This window comes from Nocardiopsis sediminis, from assembly GCF_042650565.1.
GTDB classification, from domain to species: Bacteria; Actinomycetota; Actinomycetes; order Streptosporangiales; family Streptosporangiaceae; genus Nocardiopsis_B; species Nocardiopsis_B sediminis.
On sequence record NZ_JBHSBH010000005.1, the window covers coordinates 244,731 to 261,690 of the forward strand.

Genomic DNA, 16,960 nt, shown 5'->3' on the forward strand with positions numbered 1-16,960 from the left:
CGGCGGCCCGGCGACACCGGTCGTGGGCCTCACGCCGGTGGCGGTCGGGCTGCTGGTCGGCACCGTCGTGACCCTGTTCGCCGCCGTGCTCCCGGCGCGCCGGGCGACCCACGTCCCGCCGCTGGCCGCGCTGCGCACCAGCGCGGTGGCCGCGGGCCTGGAGAAGGGCATCGGCTGGAAGCGGATCTCCATCGGCGTCGTGTTCTTCCTGGCCTCGGCGGGGCTGCTGGCGGTGGCGATGGGCGGGCAGAGCCCGGACACGGGGCTGTACCTGGTGGTGGCCGCGGGGATGCTCACCTTCATCGGCGTGGTGGTCATCAGCCCCCTCCTGGTGCGCGCCGTCGTCGCGGTCGTGGGCGTGCCGATGCGCCGCACGGGTGTCGCGAGCATGCTGGCCGCCGACAACGCCCGGCGCAGCCCGAAACGCGCGGCTGCGGCGATGATCGCGCTGGCGGTCGGCGCGACGCTCATCACCGGCTACTCGGTGGTCGACGCCTCCCTGCGCACCACCCTGAACGCGCAGCTGGACGAGCAGTACCCGGCCGACTACCAGCTGCTCTCCCAATTCACCGACGACGAGTACACCGGTATTCCCGCCGACGTCGCCGCGAACCTGGAGTCCTCCCCCGAGATCGAACAGGCCGTCTCGGAGCGCCAGGCCGATGTCGAGGGGGCCGACGGCGAGACGCTCACGGTCGCCACCTTCTTGGGCGGCCGTGTCGGCACCGACATCGACAGCGAGGTCGAGGAGGGCGACCTCGCCGACGTGGGGCCGGGCACCGTCGCGGTACCGGAAGACCTCGCCGGAGGGGGCGGGGTGGGCACCACCCTGTCCATCGAGACCGAAGAAGGTCCCCGGGACTACGAGATCGTCGCGGTGGTCTCGGAGGGGCAGCAGCTGTGGGGGGTGACGATGGACCCCGCCGATTTCGCGTCGGCGTTCCCCGGGACCACCACCGACTTCAGAGTGATGGTGCAGGCGGCCGAGGGTGCCGACCCGGCCGATGTGCGCGACGCGGTCTACGATGCCGTCGCCGACCACCCGACGGTCCAGGTCGAGTCGATGACCCAGATGCGCCAGCAGTACGACGAGATGCTGGGTATCGCGTTCCTGACCATCGCGGCCATGCTCGGCCTGGCGATCCTCATCGCGGTCGTCGGTATCGCCAACACCATGGCGCTGTCGGTGCTGGAGCGGAGGCGGGAATCGGCGCTGCTGCGGGCCCTGGGCGTGTCCGGCCGCCAGCTGCGCACGATGCTCGGCCTGGAGGCGGTGCTGCTGAGCCTGACCGGCGCGGCGGTGGGCATCGGGCTCGGCGTGCTGTTCGGCTGGGCGGCGAGCTCCACCGCCATGGAGGACATGGACATGCTGTTCACCCTGCCGGCCGGGCAGATCTCCGTGTTCATTGCGGTGGCGGTGGCCGCCGGCCTCCTGTCGTCGGCGCTGCCGGCACGCCGGGCGGCGCGCACCTCGATCAGCGGGACGCTCGCCGGCGAGTGACCGCGACACACCCGCAGGCGCGGACGGCCGGTTACGGCCGTCCGCGCCGTACTGTTGCCGCAGGGGGTGAGCGCCATGCGCGCGAAACGGTCCGTGCCCGTACCCGCCGGCCAGGTGGAATGGGGGACCCCGGCGGGGCGGTGGATGCTGGGGGCCACCGTCCTGGGCTCGGGGATGGCGTTCCTGGACTCCACCGTGGTCAACGTGGCGCTACCGGAGATCGGCAAGGAGCTGCACACCCAGGTCGCCGGGCTCCAGTGGATCGCCAACGGGTACATGGTGACCCTGTCGTCGCTCATCCTGCTCAGCGGATCGCTGAGCGACCGCTTCGGGCGGGCGCGCATGTTCTCCGTGGGCGTGGTGTGGTTCGCGCTGGCATCGGCGCTGTGCACGGCCGCCCCCGATATCTCGTGGCTGATCGCGGGCCGGGTGCTCCAGGGCATGGGCGGCGCGCTGCTGACGCCGGGCAGCCTGGCCATCCTCCAGGCCGGGTTCCGTGAGGGGGACCGGGCGCGCGCCATCGGCGCGTGGTCGGGGCTGACCGGGGTCGCGGCGGCGGTCGGCCCGTTCGTCGGCGGGTACCTGGTCGACACCGGGTCGTGGCGGCTGATCTTCCTGATCAACCTGCCGCTGGCGGTGATCGTCCTGCTGATCACCTGGTGGCACGTGCCGGAGTCCCTCGACGAGAACGCGCCGCGGCGCATGGACTACACCGGGGCGCTGCTGGGCATGGTGGGCCTGGCGGGGCTGACCTACGCCCTGATCGAGTCGGGGTCGACATCGGGCGCGCCGCTGTCGAGCGTCGTGGGGATCGGCGCGGTGGGCGGCGCGGCGCTGGTGGGCTTCGTGATCGTGGAGCTCCGCAGCGGGCGGCCGATGCTGCCGCTGGACATCTTCCGGTCGACGCGCTTCTCGGTGACCAACCTGGTCACCATCGCGCTCTACGGCGCCTTAGGCCCGCTGCTGTTCCTGCTGGTGATCTACCTCCAGGAGGGGCTGGGCTACTCCGCGATCGAGGCCGGGGCGGCGTCGCTGCCGGTCACGATCCTGATGCTGCTGCTGTCGGGGCAGTCCGGCAAGCTCGGGGTGCGGCTGGGCCCGCGCCCGCAGCTCACGGTGGGGCCGCTGCTGGTGGCCGCCGGGCTGGTGCTGCTCGCCCGCCTCCAGCCGGGCATGCCCTACCTGGTGGGCGTCTTCCCCGGGGTGCTGCTCGTGGGGCTGGGCCTGGCCACGGCGGTGGCGCCGTTGACGGCGACCGTGCTCGCCTCGGCGCCGCAGCGCCACGCGGGCCTGGCGTCGGGCGTCAACAACACGCTGGCCCGGACCGCCCAGCTGATCGGGGTCGCGGCGGTACCGGTGGCCGCAGGGGTGGCGGGCCCGGCGGGGATCAAGGGCGGCTTCGGCCCGGCGATGCTCATCCTCGCCGGCCTGGCGGTCCTGGCGGGGCTGGCGGCCCTGGCCTTCCTGCGCAAGGACGTCTCCAAGCCCGCACCGCCCCCCGGCCAGGCGGGGTCGGGCCGGATGTTCTGCGGGGTGGCCGACCCGCCGCTCGGAGCCTGCCCGGGGTCGACAGCGGGGAGACGGGTCTCGGGGAAGGGGTGAGAGCCCTCCCCCGGCCCGCCCCCGGGAACGGCCGAGGGCCGCTCGCTCTACATGTTGCGTCCTGACGGAAACCGGCGTGCAGAGGCGCCCGGCGCGCGCACGAGCCGCTACACCTGTCGCGTCCGGCCGAAAGCTCTATGGTGGTGCCCATGGGACAAGGGGCGGACCCCGCCGGCCGGCCGCCGCCGACCATCGTGTGCGCGGGCGGCGGGCCGAGCGCCGCCGTGGCGGCGATCGCCCTGCTGCGCGCCACCACCTGGCTGCGGCTGGGCTACCGGATCGTCCTGGTCGACGAGCACGGGCACCACGCACGCGGCCCGGGGTACGCGCCCGGTGATGCCCGCCTGCTGGAGACACCGGTCAAGGCCGGGTCGGTGCTGCCGGATCAGCCCTGCCACCTGATGGACTGGGCGCGCGGCGCCGGCCTGGCCTGCGGGCCCGAGACCCGGCTGCCGCGCGGGGTCTACGGCGACTACCTGGCCGGGACGCTCGCCGCGACCGCACAATGGGCGGCGCCCCATGCCGGGGTCCGCATGCTCACGGGCAGGGTCGTGCGGGTCGCGGCAGCGTCCGCCGACGTGGTGGTTGACCTGGCCGGAGGGGGGCGGATCGATGCGGTGGCCGCGATCGTGGCCACCGGCGACCCCCGGGTGGCGCCCCCGCCCGCGATCCCCGGCTTCCCGGAGGCCGGAACGGACGGGATCACGACGTGCTCCCGCGGCGCGCTCCTCACGCCCGGCGGCGGCGTGGCGCGCCGCGTCTTCGCAGTGGGCCCGGTGCGCCGCGGCCACGCCGGTACCACCATCGACCTCATCGGCGCGCAGTGCGAGCGCCTGGCCGAACGGATCGCGGACACGGTCCTGCGCGACCGAGCGGTGGTGCTGGAGGGGCCGTGAAGGTGTCCGCACCGGTCGGCGGCCCGCTGGTCACGGACGGTAGGGAAGCCCTCCGCACCCCGGCCCGCGGATCACGGACGGTGGGCACCCCGCTCATCACGCCGGAGCCGGAAGGGCCTCAGCGCGGACTCCACCTGTTCGGCGAGGTCCATCTTGCTGGTGCCCTCCTGCCGGTCCTCGAAGTGAATGGGGATCTCCACGATCTTCTGGCCGCGGCGGTAGGCGCGGAAGTGCATCTCGACCTGGAAGCTGTAGCCGGTGCTGCGCACGTCGGCGAGGTCGAGCACTTCGAGGGCCGAACGGCGCCAGATCTTGAACCCCGCGGTGACGTCGCGCACCGGCATCGACAGGATCGTCTTGACGTAGGCGTTGGCCCAGCCGCTGAGCAGCCGGCGGCGCAGCCCCCACTGGTCGGAGAGGCTGCCACCGGGAACGTAGCGGCTGCCGATCACCACGCCCGCGCCCGTGGCCAGCATGGTGCCCAGAAGCTGGGGGATGTAGCCGGGCGGGTGGCTGAGGTCGGCGTCCATCTGCACGACGTAGTCGGCGCCGTCGTCGAGGGCGCGGGTCATCCCCGCGATGTAGGCGCGGCCCAGGCCGTCCTTGGCCGTGCGGTGGACGACCGACACGCGGCCGCCCTCTCCGCCGTTGTCCGCGGCGAGCTTGTCGGCGATGTCACCGGTGCCGTCGGGGGAGTTGTCGTCCACGATGACCACGCGCAGCCCGGGCAGCCCCAGCGCCAAGACCTGACCGACGACGACGGGCAGGTTCTCCGCCTCGTTGTAGGTCGGGATGACGACGCTCACCTTCGACCTCGACCAGGGGTCGGGCAGGGTCACCGGGGTCGGCATGAAGGCGGCCTCCAGAGGGATCTTCTCGGCATTCGGGACGATCCACGTAGCGTACTGTGCGCCCACGCGCCCCGGCCAGGGCCGGATGTCACTCCCCGCGATCGACCTCCAGCACCGCCACGTGCACCAGTGTCCCCATGTCCTCCAGGGTCATCAGCACCTCGGGGTCGGCGTGGTTGTCGGTGATCAGGTGGGCGATGTGCTCCGGCGGGACCGTCTGCACCATGGTGTCGGCCCCCACCTTGGTGTGGTCGGCGAGCACGATCACCTCCTCGGCGCAGGCGACGAGCGCGCGGTCGACGCTGGCGACCGCCGGGTTGGGGGTGCTCAGCCCGCGCTCGGCGGTGACACCGTTGCCCGAGACGAACGCCTGGCGGACCCGCAGCCCGGACAGCGCCTGCTCGGCGGCGGTGCCCACGAGCGCCCGGATGGTCCCGCGCAGGGTTCCCCCGGTCATGACGACCTCAACCCCCGGCGCCGAGGCGAGGACATCGGCGACCGGCAGCGAGTTGGTCACCACGGTGAGGTTCTGCCGGCCGGTCAGCTCGCGGGCCAGGGCCTCGGTGGTGCTGCCCGGCCCTAGGACGATGGCGTCGCCGTCGACGACCAGCCGGGCCGCCGCCGCGGCGATGGCCAGCTTCTCGGGGGCGGCCTGCCCGCTCTTCTGCGAGTAGCTCTGCTCGTGACCCAGGTGGCCCGGGAGCGCCGCACCGCCGCGCCGCCGGTCGATGAGTCCGTCGGCCTCCAGCGCGCGGACATCGCGACGCACGGTGACCTCCGAGGCGCGGACCCGGGAGGCGATGTCGCGCAGCGCCATGGCACCGTTGGTGCGCACCAGTTCCAGGATCCGCTCTCTGCGCTCGGCCGCGAACGCCGGCCTGGTGTCGTCTGCTGTCATGCGAGAACTCCATCTCGGTGCGGGCCGCTGCGCTCCGATGATAGAGCGGAGAGCGTCAGCCGAAATGCACTCCGTGTGCCTGGAAAGCGGCATCGATCGCGGCGTCATCGGCGGGTTCCTCGCCCGGATCGGGGGCCGACCCCGTGACCAGTGCCGCGATGAACACGGCGACCAACAGGGCGAAGAGGATCACTGCTGCGGTTCCGAACATCATCATGACCGACATGGGGGGCCTCCCTGATGAGCGGGCGGACCTGCACCGGCGCTGCGGGCCGCCGGGCGTCCCGTGCGATGAGGTCTCTAGACGAATGCCCCGCGGCGGCGCGGATTATGCCTGCGCGCGCCCATGTGTTCTGCGGGAACGCGGCGGGCGCCGGGGGCGGCCTGGTGGTCGCGTCCCCGCGCGGGCCACAATGTGACGGTGACCCCCGTGAACTGTGATGTGTGGTGGGCCGGGCCCGGCCAGGCGATCGACGCCCTGCTGGGCCTCCTCGACGACCGCGAACGCGAGCGGCACGGCCGCTTCCGGGTGCAGGCCGACCGCGACCGCTACGTCGTGGCCCACGCCCTGGCCCGGCTCACCGTGGCCCGCGCCGCCGGGTGCGACCCCCGCGACGTGGCCTTCACGCTGCGCTGCCGCGGCTGTGAACGGCGGCCCGATCCGCGTCCGGAGCCCCACGGCAAGCCCCGGCCTGCCGGGACGGCCGAAGGGCTGGAGATCTCCATCAGCCACTCCGGCGCCCGCGTCGTCGTCGCGCTGGCGCGCGGTGTGGAGATCGGCGTCGACGTGGAGGAGGTCTCCGGCTCCCGCGACATCGACGGCCTGGCCGAGTACGCGCTGACGGACCCCGAGCGCGCGGACCTCGCGGCGCTGCCCGAGGCCGACCGCGCCGCCGGGTTCTTCGGGTACTGGGCGCGCAAGGAGGCCCTGCTCAAATCGACGGGCGACGGCCTGTCCGGCGGGCTGGCCAACGTGGCGGTGAACGCCCCCACCGAGCCCGCCGAGGTCACCGCCTGGAACCTCCCCGATGCCCCCGAGCACGTATGGCTCACCGACCTCGACGCCGGCCCCGCCTACCGCGCGGCCCTCGCGGCCCTGACACCGGGGCCGGTGGCGGTCACCTCGCACGACGGGGCGCAGCTGCTGGCTCTGTGAGGATCGGCGGCAGCCCCGTGGGCTGCGGTGCGCCCTCGGCGGTCGCCCGGGGTGCTCCGAGGAGACCGGTGCCCGTTCGCCGAAAGCCGCACATGCCGCCCCCTCCCGCCAACGGGCCGCCCGGGACCGGGGATCGCGCCTGTGATCCATGCCGCAACGGCCGGTCTTGGCCAGGTCGGGTGGCGGCGGGGCGGGCGGTGTTTCCGGGGTGGTGGAATTCCCGCCCCTGATGGCGTCGGTGTTCCTGCGGCCGGGCAATTGCGGAATTGTGTGGGAGGGCGGCCGAGACCCTGCCGCTACGGCACTCTCAGGCCGGTGAAGGTGTCCGCTGCGTCCGGTGATTCCGGTTCCGCCGGGCCGGTGATTCCACGGGCGGGCGGCCGGTGGACCGGGGGCGGTTCACCGTTCGGTGGGCCCACGGTGAGCTGCGGATCTTCGGGACCCCGAATCCGGATGGGGGCACCGGCCGCGGTCCGCCGGGCAGGGCTGCGGCGCGTGCCATCGACGGTGCCGGATCGCGGGGCGGTCCGAGGCTCGCGGCCGCCGTACGGTGATCCCTTTTCCGGGGTCGTGGAAGGCGCGGAGAATACGCGCGGATTCGCCTTTCGCCAGGTGTCACGGAATTCTTGCGTGCGGATCGGCGACCCGTCCGGTGGCTCCGTGGGCCCGGGCGGAAACCTCACCGTCGGGTCATACTCGCGGCCGGGCCGGTAAGTCAGGAGTTACTTGACCGCCGGTAACACGCACTTCGAGGATGTGACCGTGCCTCAAGGAATGCCAGGTCCCGCCCCTGTCCCCCTCAGCCGACGGCCCGACCCGAGGTGAGTCCGGCGTCGGGACACGTGGTGGTGGACACCCTGCACGGCAGGGATGTGGCCGACCCCTTCCGCTGGCTGGAGGCCCCCGATTCCGCCGCCACCCGTGGCTGGCTGGACGACCGGTCGCGGGAGTTCGCGCAGGCGGCAGCGGGGTGGCCACTCCGGGAGGCCCTTGCATCGGACATCCGCCGCCTGGTGGGCGCCGACCTCTGGTCGCCGCCGGTATGGCGCGGCGGCACCGCCTTCGCCACGCGCCGACCCGCCAGGGCCGACCATCCCGCTCTGGTGGCCGTCGTAGCCGACCACCCGGCTCCGGCGACCGCCGGCGGCACACAGGCGCACAGCGCTACCCCCACCTCGCAGAACCTCCCAGTAGCCGCCCGGCCGGCAGCGGTGACCGCCGACAGCACACAGGCGCACATCATCAGCGCCCCCACCACCCACGGCCCCCCAGGAGCCGGCCACCCAGCGGCGATGACCACCGTCAGCGCCCATGTGCGCATCATCTTCGACCCGGCGGTGTTCGACCCCACCGGCCGCACCACGCTCGACGCCTGGGAGCCCAGCCCCGATGGCCGATTCGTGGCGGTGCAGACGTCCACCGGCGGCACCGAGCGCGGTTCCCTGCGGGTGCTCGCCACCGATTCGGGGCTGCCGGTCGAGGAGCCGATCCCCGGGGTGCGCTACTCCCACGTGGCCTGGCTCCCCGGCGACGCCGCCGCGTTCTACTACGTGCGGCGCGACGACGGCGACGGCCGCCGCGGCGTGTGGCTGCACCGGGTCGCACGCGACCGGCAACCGGGCCCCGACGTCCTCGTCCGCGCGTGCCGGGGCCGGGGCACGGTGCCGGGGGTACGGGTGCTGCGCGACCGGTGGCTGCTGGTGTCGGAGAGCCATGGCACCGGCCACCGCAACGACCTGTGGATCTCCGACCTGCGGGCCGGAGCCGCGGCCGCCCCGTCCTGGCGCACCGTGCAGGAGGGCACCGATACCGAGACCGACGCCGACATCGGTCCCGACGGCGTCCTGTACCTGCGCACCACCCTCGGCGCACCGCGCCGCCGGATCTGCGCCGCCGACCCCGCGGTCCCCTCCCCCGACCGGTGGCGCGAAGTGGTGGCCGAGGACCCCGGAGCGACGCTCGACGGCTTCGCCGCCGCCGGGCGCCCCGGTTCCCCGGAGCTGCTGGTGGTCCGCACCCGGCTGGGGATCAGCGAGCTGACCGCCCACGATCCCGCCGACGGATCAGTGCTGCGCCGCATCGCGCTGCCCGGCGAGGGCATGGTCACCCGCCTGGAGCCGGGGGCCGACGGCACCGCGCATTTCTGCTACGCCGACGTCGCCACCCAGCAGACGGTCCACGTGCTCGCCCCCGGCGGCGACCGCCCCCGCCCCTGGCCCGGCCGTGACGCCGTCCCGGCTGCGCGAACCGAGCCCCGGCGCGGCACCGCACGCCGCTCCCCCGACGGTACCCAGGGGCCCATGACCCGCCCCCAGCCCGACGATGAGGACGGCTCATCCCCTGCCGACCCGACCGTGCACCGCCACACCACCACCTGCACCTCCCCCGACGGCACCCGGGTGCCCGTCACCGTGTTCGGCGCCGCGGGCGCCGGCGGTCCCGGGCCGACCATCCTGCACGCCTACGGCGGGTTCGGCCGCCCCCGCCAATTCGGATTCAGCGCCACCGTGCTCGCCTGGCTGCGGGCAGGGGGCCGCTACGCGGTCGCCCACGTGCGCGGCGGCGGCGACGCCGGGCGCGACTGGCACCTGCGCGGCGCCCGCCGCAACAAGATCCGCGCGGTGCAGGACCTCGTGGCGGCGGCCGACGCGCTGGTGGCCGAGGGTGCGTGCTCGCGCGCGCAGCTGTGCCTGTCGGGCGGCTCCGCGGGAGGGCTCCTGGTCCTGGCCGCGGCGGTGCTGCGCCCCGACGTGGCCGGGTCGGTCATCGCGTCGGCGCCGCTGGCGGACATGGCGCGGTTCGAGCGGCTGGGTCTGGGGGCGATGTGGACCCGGGAGTTCGGCACGGCCACCGACCCCGGCGACTTCGCCGCGCTCATGGCGTACTCGCCCTACCACGTCGCACTGGCGGGCCGGGGCCGGCGCTACCCCGCGGTGCTGCTCACCGGGTTCCACGGCGATACCCGCACCGATGCCGCCCACCCGCGCAAGATGTGCGCGGCGCTCCAGGACGCCACGGCACCGGACGGCGGGCCCATCCTGTTGCGCTACGAGCGCGACGTGGGGCACGGGCCGCGCGCCGTGACCAAGGCGATCGATCTCGCGGCCGACGCGCACGCGTTCGCGGCCGCGCGAACGGGGCTGTCCCCGGGGCGGTGAGCCCGTGCGGGCCGGTCCACTTCCCACAGAGAGAGAGGTGATCACTCATGGACCCGATCGAGGTCGAGGTCGAGGACCTCGCCGCAGTGACGTCGCGGGACACCACCGCGGGCGGCGACAACGACGGCACGGACTCCAGCTCCGACTTCATCTGATTCCGACCCACCACCCCAGTCGACCGCGGGTCGACGGTCGCCGGAGGGGGCACCGCGCCTCCGGCGGCCCTTCGCCGTTGTGGAGGCCCCTGTGACCGACCGCCTGTTCACCGAGACGCTGCGCGCGGCCATCGGCGCCGACCGGCTCGACGCGCGCCTGTCCTCGGAGGTGCTGTTCGCCGACCTCGGCGCCGACGCAGTGAGCCGGCTGCTGACATTCGACGCCCTCGACGACATCCTGGCCACGCGCCCGCTGGAGCCGCCACGGATCCGGCTGCACCGCAAGGGCGCCCCCGTTCCGGCTGCGCGCTACACCGAGCCGGGCGAGACGTCGGGCGCGGCCCGCCGGCTCCTGCGCCCCGATGCGCTCTACCGGGAGCTGCGCGACGGCGCGAGCCTGGTGCTCGACGGGATCGACCGCCTGCACCCCCCGATCCGCGACGCCGCCGACGACCTAATGCGCCTGGTGCGCGAGCGGGCGCAGGTGAACCTCTACCTGATCTGGGGCGACTCCCACGGCTTCGACACCCACTGGGACGACCACGACACCTTCATCGTGCAGGTCCAGGGGACCAAGGCCTGGCAGGTGCACGGGCAGGGCAGCCGCCCCTACCCGATGAAGGTCGACGCCGACCACGGCCACACAGCGCCCGAGGGCACGGTGTGGGAGGGGGTGCTGCGCCCGGGCCAGGTGCTGCACGTGCCCCGTGGGTGGTGGCACACGGTCACCGGGACCGGCGACGTCAGCATGCACCTCACCTTCGGGTTCACGCGCGCGACCGGCATCGACTGGGCGCGGTCGCTGCTGGACCGGCTGCACGAGGTGGAGTTCCTCCGCCGCGACCTGCCGAGCACCGCCTCCGCCGAGGAGCGCCGCGCCCACCACAGCGAGCTGGTCCGGCACCTGGTGGACCTGGCGGGGCGGCACGGCGTGGACGACGCGCTGGCCGAGCGGGCGGCCCGCTTCCCGCGGCGGCAGTCGTTCTCCTTGGAGTGGGCGGTGGGCGACGCCGAGCCCGGCCCCGGTACCCGCGCCGAGTTCGTGCCGATCCTCACGCCGCCGCTGGAGCCGGAGGGCGACCAGGTCGCGATCACGGTCGCGGGCAGTCGCTACCGGTTCCCGGCCGCGGCCGGTCCGGTCATCTCCGAGCTGGCCCGGCTCCGCTCGGCGACGGCCGCCGAACTGGCCGAGGCGTCGGGGACGCCACCGGAGACCGTGGCGGCGGTGCTGCGCGCGCTGGTCCGCCACCATCTGGTGCTGCTGAGCTGAGTCTCAGCGCGGGGGCAGCCCCGCCGCGCGACGGCGGGTGTGGACGTGGATGCCGTCGAGGAGGCGCTGGAGGCCGAATTCGACCTCGGTGCCCATGTCCACGCCCTCCTCCGCGCCTTCTTCCACGGCGCCGGGGGGCGGGTCGAACAGCCCGTCGCGCACCAGGCCGGCCAGCATGGGGAACGCGTCGTCGGTGACCACACCGCGCAGGGTGTCGGCGTAGTCGCGCGCGGCCTGGACCGCGCTGACGCCGGCCCGCCCCCGGGTGCGGTTCATATCGGCGCCCAGGCGGCCCAGTCCCCGCAGCGCCCCGTCGAGGAAGGTCACGGCGCTGATCGCCTCGCCGGGGTCCAGGCCGGCCCGGGTGAGCGGGCCCAGGAAGGCCTCCAGCCAGCTCAGTCCGCCGGGGCCGACCGGCGGCCCCGGAGAGTGCGCCTCCAGGACCCAGGGGCGCCGCTGGTAGGTGGCGAGCAGGGCGCGGGCGACGGCTTCCAGTTGCTCCCGCCAGCCTTCGATGCGGCCGACCTCGGGGGCGCGGCCGACAGCGGTGTCGACCATGACAAGGACCAGCTGTTCCTTGGCCGGAACGTGGCGGTAGAGCGACATGGTGGTGTAGCCGAGCTCTTTGGCGACGCGCTGCATGGAGACGGCGTCGAGCCCTTCGATGTCGGCGATCCCGATGGCGGTCCGCACGATCCGGTCGAGGCTGAGCTTGGGCCGCGGCCCGCGGGAGGCGCGCGGGGGGCCGCCCCAGAGCAGGTCGACGATGCGCGCCCGCCCGCCGGTGCCGTCGTTTCCGCTCGCCATCGCCCCCCCGTCACGCCGTGCTTGACGCCCATCCTAAAACTGTGTATCACTTACACAGAAAAGTGTATGGCATACACAGATATGCCGCGGCGGATGCACCCACCACCATCATCCGCCCCGACCCCCAGGAGCCGTCCATGCAACCGACCCCCGAGGAGACCACCGAGACCGCCGGCTCCCCCACGCCCACCGCCGGGACCGCCCGCGCACCGCGCCGCCGCGCCACCGCACCCTGGTGGCGCCGACCCTGGGTGCTGCCCCTGGCGGTGGTGTGCGCGGCGTTCCTCGCCTTCTCGCTGCCGCCGTACCTGACCTTCGACCCCGCCCAGTCCCGGGTCGCCCCCCGCGCCGACGTCGCCTGGCACTACCCGGTGCTCGTCGGCCACATCCTGCTGGGCTCGGTGGTCCTGGCCGCCTCGTGCCTCCAGGTGTGGCCGTGGCTGCGCCGGCGCCGCCCGGCCGTGCACCGGTGGAGCGGGCGCGTCTACGTCGCGGCCGCGCTGCCCACCGCGCTCATGGCCCTGGCGATCGCCCCGCTCGGCGCCATGGGCCTGGCGCAGCAGACCGGAAACGCCTTTTCGGCCCTCCTGTGGTTCGGGTGCACGCTCGCCGGATACCGGGCGGCGCGCGGCCGCCGCTTCGCCGACCACCGGGAGTGGATGGTGCGCAGCTTCGCCCTGGCCTGGTCGATCGTCACCAACCGGGTATGGCTCGTGGCCTGCCTGGCCATGGCGGCCCCCGCCCTGGACACGGTCTACGGCGGCGACGAGGACCTGATGCTCCAGGCGGCCGCGGGGGCCTCGGTATGGCTGAGCTGGGTCGCGAACCTGCTCATCGCCGAGTGGTGGCTGCGCCGCACCCGCACGGGCGGCAGGACCCGAGGACCGGTGGGCGGATACCGGACAGGACGGACGGTCAATTGGCCGTGATCCGCAACCCGCCCATCACCCCCGTCCCGGACCCCCGGGGCGGGGGATTCCCGTATTCCGGAACCGCCGGGGCGGATGCGGAGCGTGGCGGAGCGCGTTGCCGCAGCGAGAGGCATTAGGGTAGCCTCATCTAACGGGATGGCGATCTTGTGGCGATGCCCCGCGGGGCCGCACGAGGCCGGCGGGACACTACGCTGCGCACGCCCCCTCCACGACACCTGGCGGCCCGCGCGGCCCGGGAAGGCTGGCTGAAGCAGACATGGCAGTGGCTCAGGCACCGTTGCAGGCCGTCGTCGACGCCTGCGCGCCGCTGAAGTTCGCCCCCCTGCCCGACATCCAGGCCGGCGAGCTCACCGTGCGCCGCGAGCACCCGGGAACCGAGCACTACTACCGCGCCGACCTCATGGTCGCCGAGGACACCGTCGGTGCCCTGTTCGACCAGATCACGGCGCACCACGGCCCCGGGCACCGGCTGCCCGCCGCCACCCACTTCCTCCGGGCGCTGCTGCGCGAGCCCATCTTCATGGTCTCCGCGGGCATCTACCTCACCGGCCGCGCGCCGCTCCTGGAGCGGCGGCACCTGTGGTTCCCGTGGCTGTCCAACATCGGCTTCGGCACCCCCATGGTCACCAGCCCGCGGGTGGCCGTCCTGCCCGACGACCCCGCGGCCGGCCACCCCGACTCCGTCGTGGTCGCCGACGACGCCGCCCTCGACCGGATCGCCGCCGAGCACCTGGTCGCGGCCTTCACCCCCGTCATCGAGGCCGTGCACGCCCACACGCGGGTGGGCCTGCGCACCCTGTGGGGCTGGGTGCTCGACACCCTGCACTTCTACATGCTCAACCCCGCGCGGTTCCTGGGCCGCGACGCCGAGGCCGCGTGGGACCGCGCCGACCGCCTGGGCGATGCCCTGGTGCGCGCCGGCGCGATCACCCGGGCCAGACCGCGGCTGTTCCCCTTCTGCGCCGGCCACCCGCGCGGCACCTGGGCGGTCCGCGGCACCTGCTGCTTCGACTACAAGGGCGACCCCGAGCACGGGTACTGCACCACGTGCCCGCTCAAGAGCGACGCCGACCGCCGCAGCGAACTCCAGGAGTGGCTGCGCAACCCGGCGCTGGCGCCCTGAGCTGAGCGGAACGGGGGTCACCCGCCGCTCCCGTAGCGCCACCTGAGGAACCCGTGCTCGCGTTCGACCCTGCGCATCTCGGTGTACAGGGCGTCGGCGTCGTGCGCGGAGACCACCGCGCCGCCGGGCGGGAGCGGCCAGCGGGCGAACGCCCAGTAGCGGCGCGTGTAGCAGCCCCACAGGACGAGCCACATGTCCTGTTTCTGCCACTCGATGTGGGCCGCGACGCGACGCCGCTCGTGGTCGTCACCATCCATTGCGAGTGGTGCATACCCCGGTGGCTCACTGGGCGATCGGGCCGGATGTGGTCAGCGTGCCCCGCTGGACACGGGCGCGGTGGTGCGCCCGGAGTCCAGTCCGGAGCCGGGTACCGGCTCCGCGGGGTCGTCCCCCAGGTGCACGATGCGGTTGGCCGCGTCGACGTGCACCACCTTGGGCGTGTGCGCGGCCCGCTCGGCGTCGTCGACCTCGACGTAGGACATGATGATCACCAGGTCGCCGGGGCTGACCAGGTGGGCGGCGGCGCCGTTGACGCCGATGACCCCGCTGCCCCGCTCGCCGGTGATCGTGTAGGTGACCAGCCGGTTGCCGTTGTCGATGTCGACGACGTGGACCTGCTCCCCCTCGACCAGGTCCGCCGCCTCCATGAGGTCGGCGTCGATCGTGATGGAGCCGACGTAGTGCAGGTCGGCGTGGGTGACCGTGGCGCGGTGGATCTTGCCGTTGAACAGTGTGCGACGCACGTTCTTCATCCTCGGTGTGTGCTGGGACGTGTCTACAGACCCCGTCAGGGGTTCCGTGCACCTCCATCATGGCCCCGGCCCGCAGGCCGGGTGCTCAGCGGGGTGGCCCGGCCGGGCCACCCCGCCACACGTCGAACGCCGCCGCCGGGCGCGGTGTTCCGCGCCGGTGTTCAGGCGCCGCCGGCGCCCGCGGCCTGGCGCAGGCTCGCCGGGCGGAGGTCGGTCCAGTGGGTCTCGACGTATTCCAAGGCCTCGGCGCGGGCGGCGGGACCGTAGACGGTCTGCCAGCCCTCGGGGACGACGGCGAACTCCGGCCACAGCGAGTACTGCTCTTCGTCGTTGACCAGGACCAGGAAGGTGCCCTCGGCGTCGTCGAACGGATTGGTCATGCGGCACTCCGAAATCTGAGTCTGCGGGGTCGGCCGTACTTTAGCGGCCGGGGTCCCCGCCGGGAGGGGAAACGCAGGTCCTGTGGACGGGCTCAGCGCTGCGCCGGGACGGCGGGGGCGTGCGGGAGGCGGGCGGCCACCGCGTCGAGGATGCGGCCGACGCGCACCGCGACGTTGGACAGCAGCGAGGACGAGATGCCGTGGGTGTGCTCGGTCCCGCCCTGGAGGTAGATGCCGCAGGTGAGCTCGTCGCTGGTGGCCAGCCGGTAATCGCGTTCGACGGCGGGGCGCCCCTGGGGGTCGGTGACGACGTGGCCGGCGAGGTCGCCGAGGAGGTCGCGGGGGTCGCCCGGGCGGTAGCCGGTGGCGAAGACGACGTAGTCGGCGTCGATGGGGGTCTGCTTGCCGCTGGGCAGGTGCTCGACGGTGACGGTCACGCCGTCGGGGCGCTCGTTCACCCCGGCGACCCGGGAGGTGTTGTGCAGCCGCAGCCGCTCCACCCCGTTGACCTTGTCCTGGTAGGAGGCCCGGTACAGGGCGTCGATGAGGTCGGGGTCGACCACCGAGTAGTTGGTGTTGCGGTGGTAGTCCATGATCTCGGCCCGGACCTCGGGCGAGGAGTCGAAGTAGGTGTCGGCGGCCTCGGGGTCGAAGATGCGGTTGGCGAAGGGGCTGTCGTCGGAGGGGCTGTAGCCGTAGCGGGAGAACACGGCGTTGACCTCGGCTCCGGGGAAGCGCCGGTAGAGGTGGTCGGCGGCCTCGGCGGCGCTCTGGCCGGCGCCCACGACCACGAACCGGCGCGGCGCGGCGCCCGGGTCCAGCTCCCCTAGGCGGTGCAGGAGGTACTCGCTGTGCCAGACCCGCGCGCCCTCGGCCACGCCGTCGGGCAGGCGCGGGGACAGCCCGGGGGCGAACACGAGGTTGCGTCCGCGGCTGCGCTCCAGGGAGCCGTCCGCGGAGCGGGCGACGACGTCGAGCTGGGCGACCCGGCCCGCGGAGTCGCGGACGGGTTCGACCGCGACCACCTCGGAGGAGTAGCGGACCTGGTCGGCGACCCGGCCGGCGCACCAGGCGAGGTAGTCGTGGAACTCGGTGCGCAGGGGGAACAGGGTCTTGTGGTTGATGAAGTCGTGCAGCCGGCCCACCGAGCTCAGGTAGCACAGGAAGCTGAAGTCGCTGGCCGGGTTGCGCGTGGTGACCAGGTCCTTGAGGAACGACACCTGCATGGTGGCGTCGTCCAGCAGCATCCCGCGGTGCCAGCCGAACCGCTCCTGGCGCTCGTGGAACACCCCGCTGATGGCGGGCACGGCGGGGTCGGCCGCGGCGCGCTCCCGCTGTTCGCGCAGGCCGATGGCCAGGGAGACGTTGGAGGGCCCGAATCCGATCCCGACGATGTCGTGGGCGGGCGGAGGCTGCGGCGTGGAGGTCACGGTCGTCCTGCCTTTCAGGGCGGGGGCGGGTCTGGTCGTTCGCGGGATC

Annotated in this window: 16 protein-coding genes; 8 read left to right on the top strand and 8 right to left on the bottom strand. The window is 73.8% G+C overall.

What is annotated here, in order from left to right; genetic code table 11:
* The 3 genes from ACFOVU_RS08450 to ACFOVU_RS08460 form a co-directional block, all read left to right on the top strand.
* The coding region (locus tag ACFOVU_RS08450; protein ID WP_378531543.1) for an ABC transporter permease at positions 1-1,501 on the top strand (1,501 nt) is incomplete at its 5' end.
* A gap of 75 nt (positions 1,502-1,576) precedes the next feature.
* Complete coding sequence (locus ACFOVU_RS08455) at positions 1,577-3,103, top strand: DHA2 family efflux MFS transporter permease subunit (protein WP_378531544.1); 1,527 nt, start codon at positions 1,577-1,579, stop codon at positions 3,101-3,103.
* A gap of 149 nt (positions 3,104-3,252) precedes the next feature.
* Positions 3,253-3,999, top strand: coding sequence for an FAD/NAD(P)-binding protein (locus ACFOVU_RS08460; protein ID WP_378531546.1), 747 nt, complete (start codon positions 3,253-3,255; stop codon positions 3,997-3,999).
* A gap of 71 nt (positions 4,000-4,070) precedes the next feature.
* On the opposite strand, the gene ACFOVU_RS08465 is transcribed toward ACFOVU_RS08460, so the two are convergent.
* The 3 genes from ACFOVU_RS08465 to ACFOVU_RS08475 all read right to left on the bottom strand — a co-directional run bounded on the left by ACFOVU_RS08465 (position 4,071) and on the right by ACFOVU_RS08475 (position 5,974).
* Positions 4,071-4,850 carry a polyprenol monophosphomannose synthase gene (locus ACFOVU_RS08465; protein WP_378531548.1) on the bottom strand — a complete coding sequence of 260 codons (780 nt, stop codon included), beginning with the start codon at positions 4,848-4,850 and terminating at the stop codon, positions 4,071-4,073.
* A gap of 88 nt (positions 4,851-4,938) precedes the next feature.
* On the bottom strand, positions 4,939-5,748 hold the full coding sequence (locus ACFOVU_RS08470) for a DeoR/GlpR family DNA-binding transcription regulator (RefSeq protein ID WP_378531550.1): 810 nt from the start codon (positions 5,746-5,748) through the stop codon (positions 4,939-4,941).
* A gap of 55 nt (positions 5,749-5,803) precedes the next feature.
* Positions 5,804-5,974: a hypothetical protein gene (locus tag ACFOVU_RS08475; protein ID WP_378531552.1), complete on the bottom strand. Its 171-nt coding sequence runs from the start codon at positions 5,972-5,974 to the stop codon at positions 5,804-5,806.
* Positions 5,975-6,178: 204 nt separating this feature from the next.
* Here ACFOVU_RS08475 and ACFOVU_RS08480 point away from each other — a divergent pair, with 204 nt between their 5' ends.
* From ACFOVU_RS08480 to ACFOVU_RS08490, 3 genes are all read left to right on the top strand, one after another.
* Entirely contained in the window at positions 6,179-6,904 is a 726-nt protein-coding gene (locus tag ACFOVU_RS08480) for a 4'-phosphopantetheinyl transferase family protein (protein ID WP_378531554.1), read from the top strand.
* An 845-nt stretch (positions 6,905-7,749) separates the two neighbouring features.
* Complete coding sequence (locus ACFOVU_RS08485) at positions 7,750-10,062, top strand: prolyl oligopeptidase family serine peptidase (protein WP_378531556.1); 2,313 nt, start codon at positions 7,750-7,752, stop codon at positions 10,060-10,062.
* Between the two features lie 246 nt (positions 10,063-10,308).
* Positions 10,309-11,487 (top strand): JmjC domain-containing protein, encoded by a 1,179-nt coding sequence (locus ACFOVU_RS08490; protein ID WP_378531558.1) that lies wholly within the window; start codon positions 10,309-10,311, stop codon positions 11,485-11,487.
* A 3-nt stretch (positions 11,488-11,490) separates the two neighbouring features.
* Here ACFOVU_RS08490 and ACFOVU_RS08495 read toward each other — a convergent pair whose 3' ends face one another.
* Positions 11,491-12,294 (bottom strand): TetR/AcrR family transcriptional regulator, encoded by an 804-nt coding sequence (locus ACFOVU_RS08495; RefSeq protein ID WP_378531560.1) that lies wholly within the window; start codon positions 12,292-12,294, stop codon positions 11,491-11,493.
* 137 nt (positions 12,295-12,431) lie between these two features.
* Between ACFOVU_RS08495 and ACFOVU_RS08500 the strand changes: the two genes are divergently transcribed.
* The gene (locus tag ACFOVU_RS08500; protein ID WP_378531562.1) at positions 12,432-13,223 is read left to right on the top strand and encodes a DUF2306 domain-containing protein; all 792 of its coding nucleotides are present in this window, start codon (positions 12,432-12,434) and stop codon (positions 13,221-13,223) included.
* Between the two features lie 259 nt (positions 13,224-13,482).
* Positions 13,483-14,349, top strand: coding sequence for a (2Fe-2S)-binding protein (locus ACFOVU_RS08505; RefSeq protein ID WP_378531564.1), 867 nt, complete (start codon positions 13,483-13,485; stop codon positions 14,347-14,349).
* A 17-nt stretch (positions 14,350-14,366) separates the two neighbouring features.
* Here ACFOVU_RS08505 and ACFOVU_RS08510 read toward each other — a convergent pair whose 3' ends face one another.
* The 4 genes from ACFOVU_RS08510 to ACFOVU_RS08525 form a co-directional block, all read right to left on the bottom strand.
* Positions 14,367-14,606, bottom strand: coding sequence for a hypothetical protein (locus ACFOVU_RS08510; protein WP_378531565.1), 240 nt, complete (start codon positions 14,604-14,606; stop codon positions 14,367-14,369).
* A 51-nt stretch (positions 14,607-14,657) separates the two neighbouring features.
* Positions 14,658-15,092, bottom strand: coding sequence for an aspartate 1-decarboxylase (panD, locus tag ACFOVU_RS08515; RefSeq protein ID WP_378531567.1), 435 nt, complete (start codon positions 15,090-15,092; stop codon positions 14,658-14,660).
* Positions 15,093-15,262: 170 nt separating this feature from the next.
* Positions 15,263-15,481, bottom strand: coding sequence for an MbtH family protein (locus tag ACFOVU_RS08520; RefSeq protein WP_378531570.1), 219 nt, complete (start codon positions 15,479-15,481; stop codon positions 15,263-15,265).
* 92 nt (positions 15,482-15,573) lie between these two features.
* Positions 15,574-16,911 carry a lysine N(6)-hydroxylase/L-ornithine N(5)-oxygenase family protein gene (locus tag ACFOVU_RS08525; protein WP_378531572.1) on the bottom strand — a complete coding sequence of 446 codons (1,338 nt, stop codon included), beginning with the start codon at positions 16,909-16,911 and terminating at the stop codon, positions 15,574-15,576.
* Between the last annotated feature and the right edge of the window lie 49 nt (positions 16,912-16,960).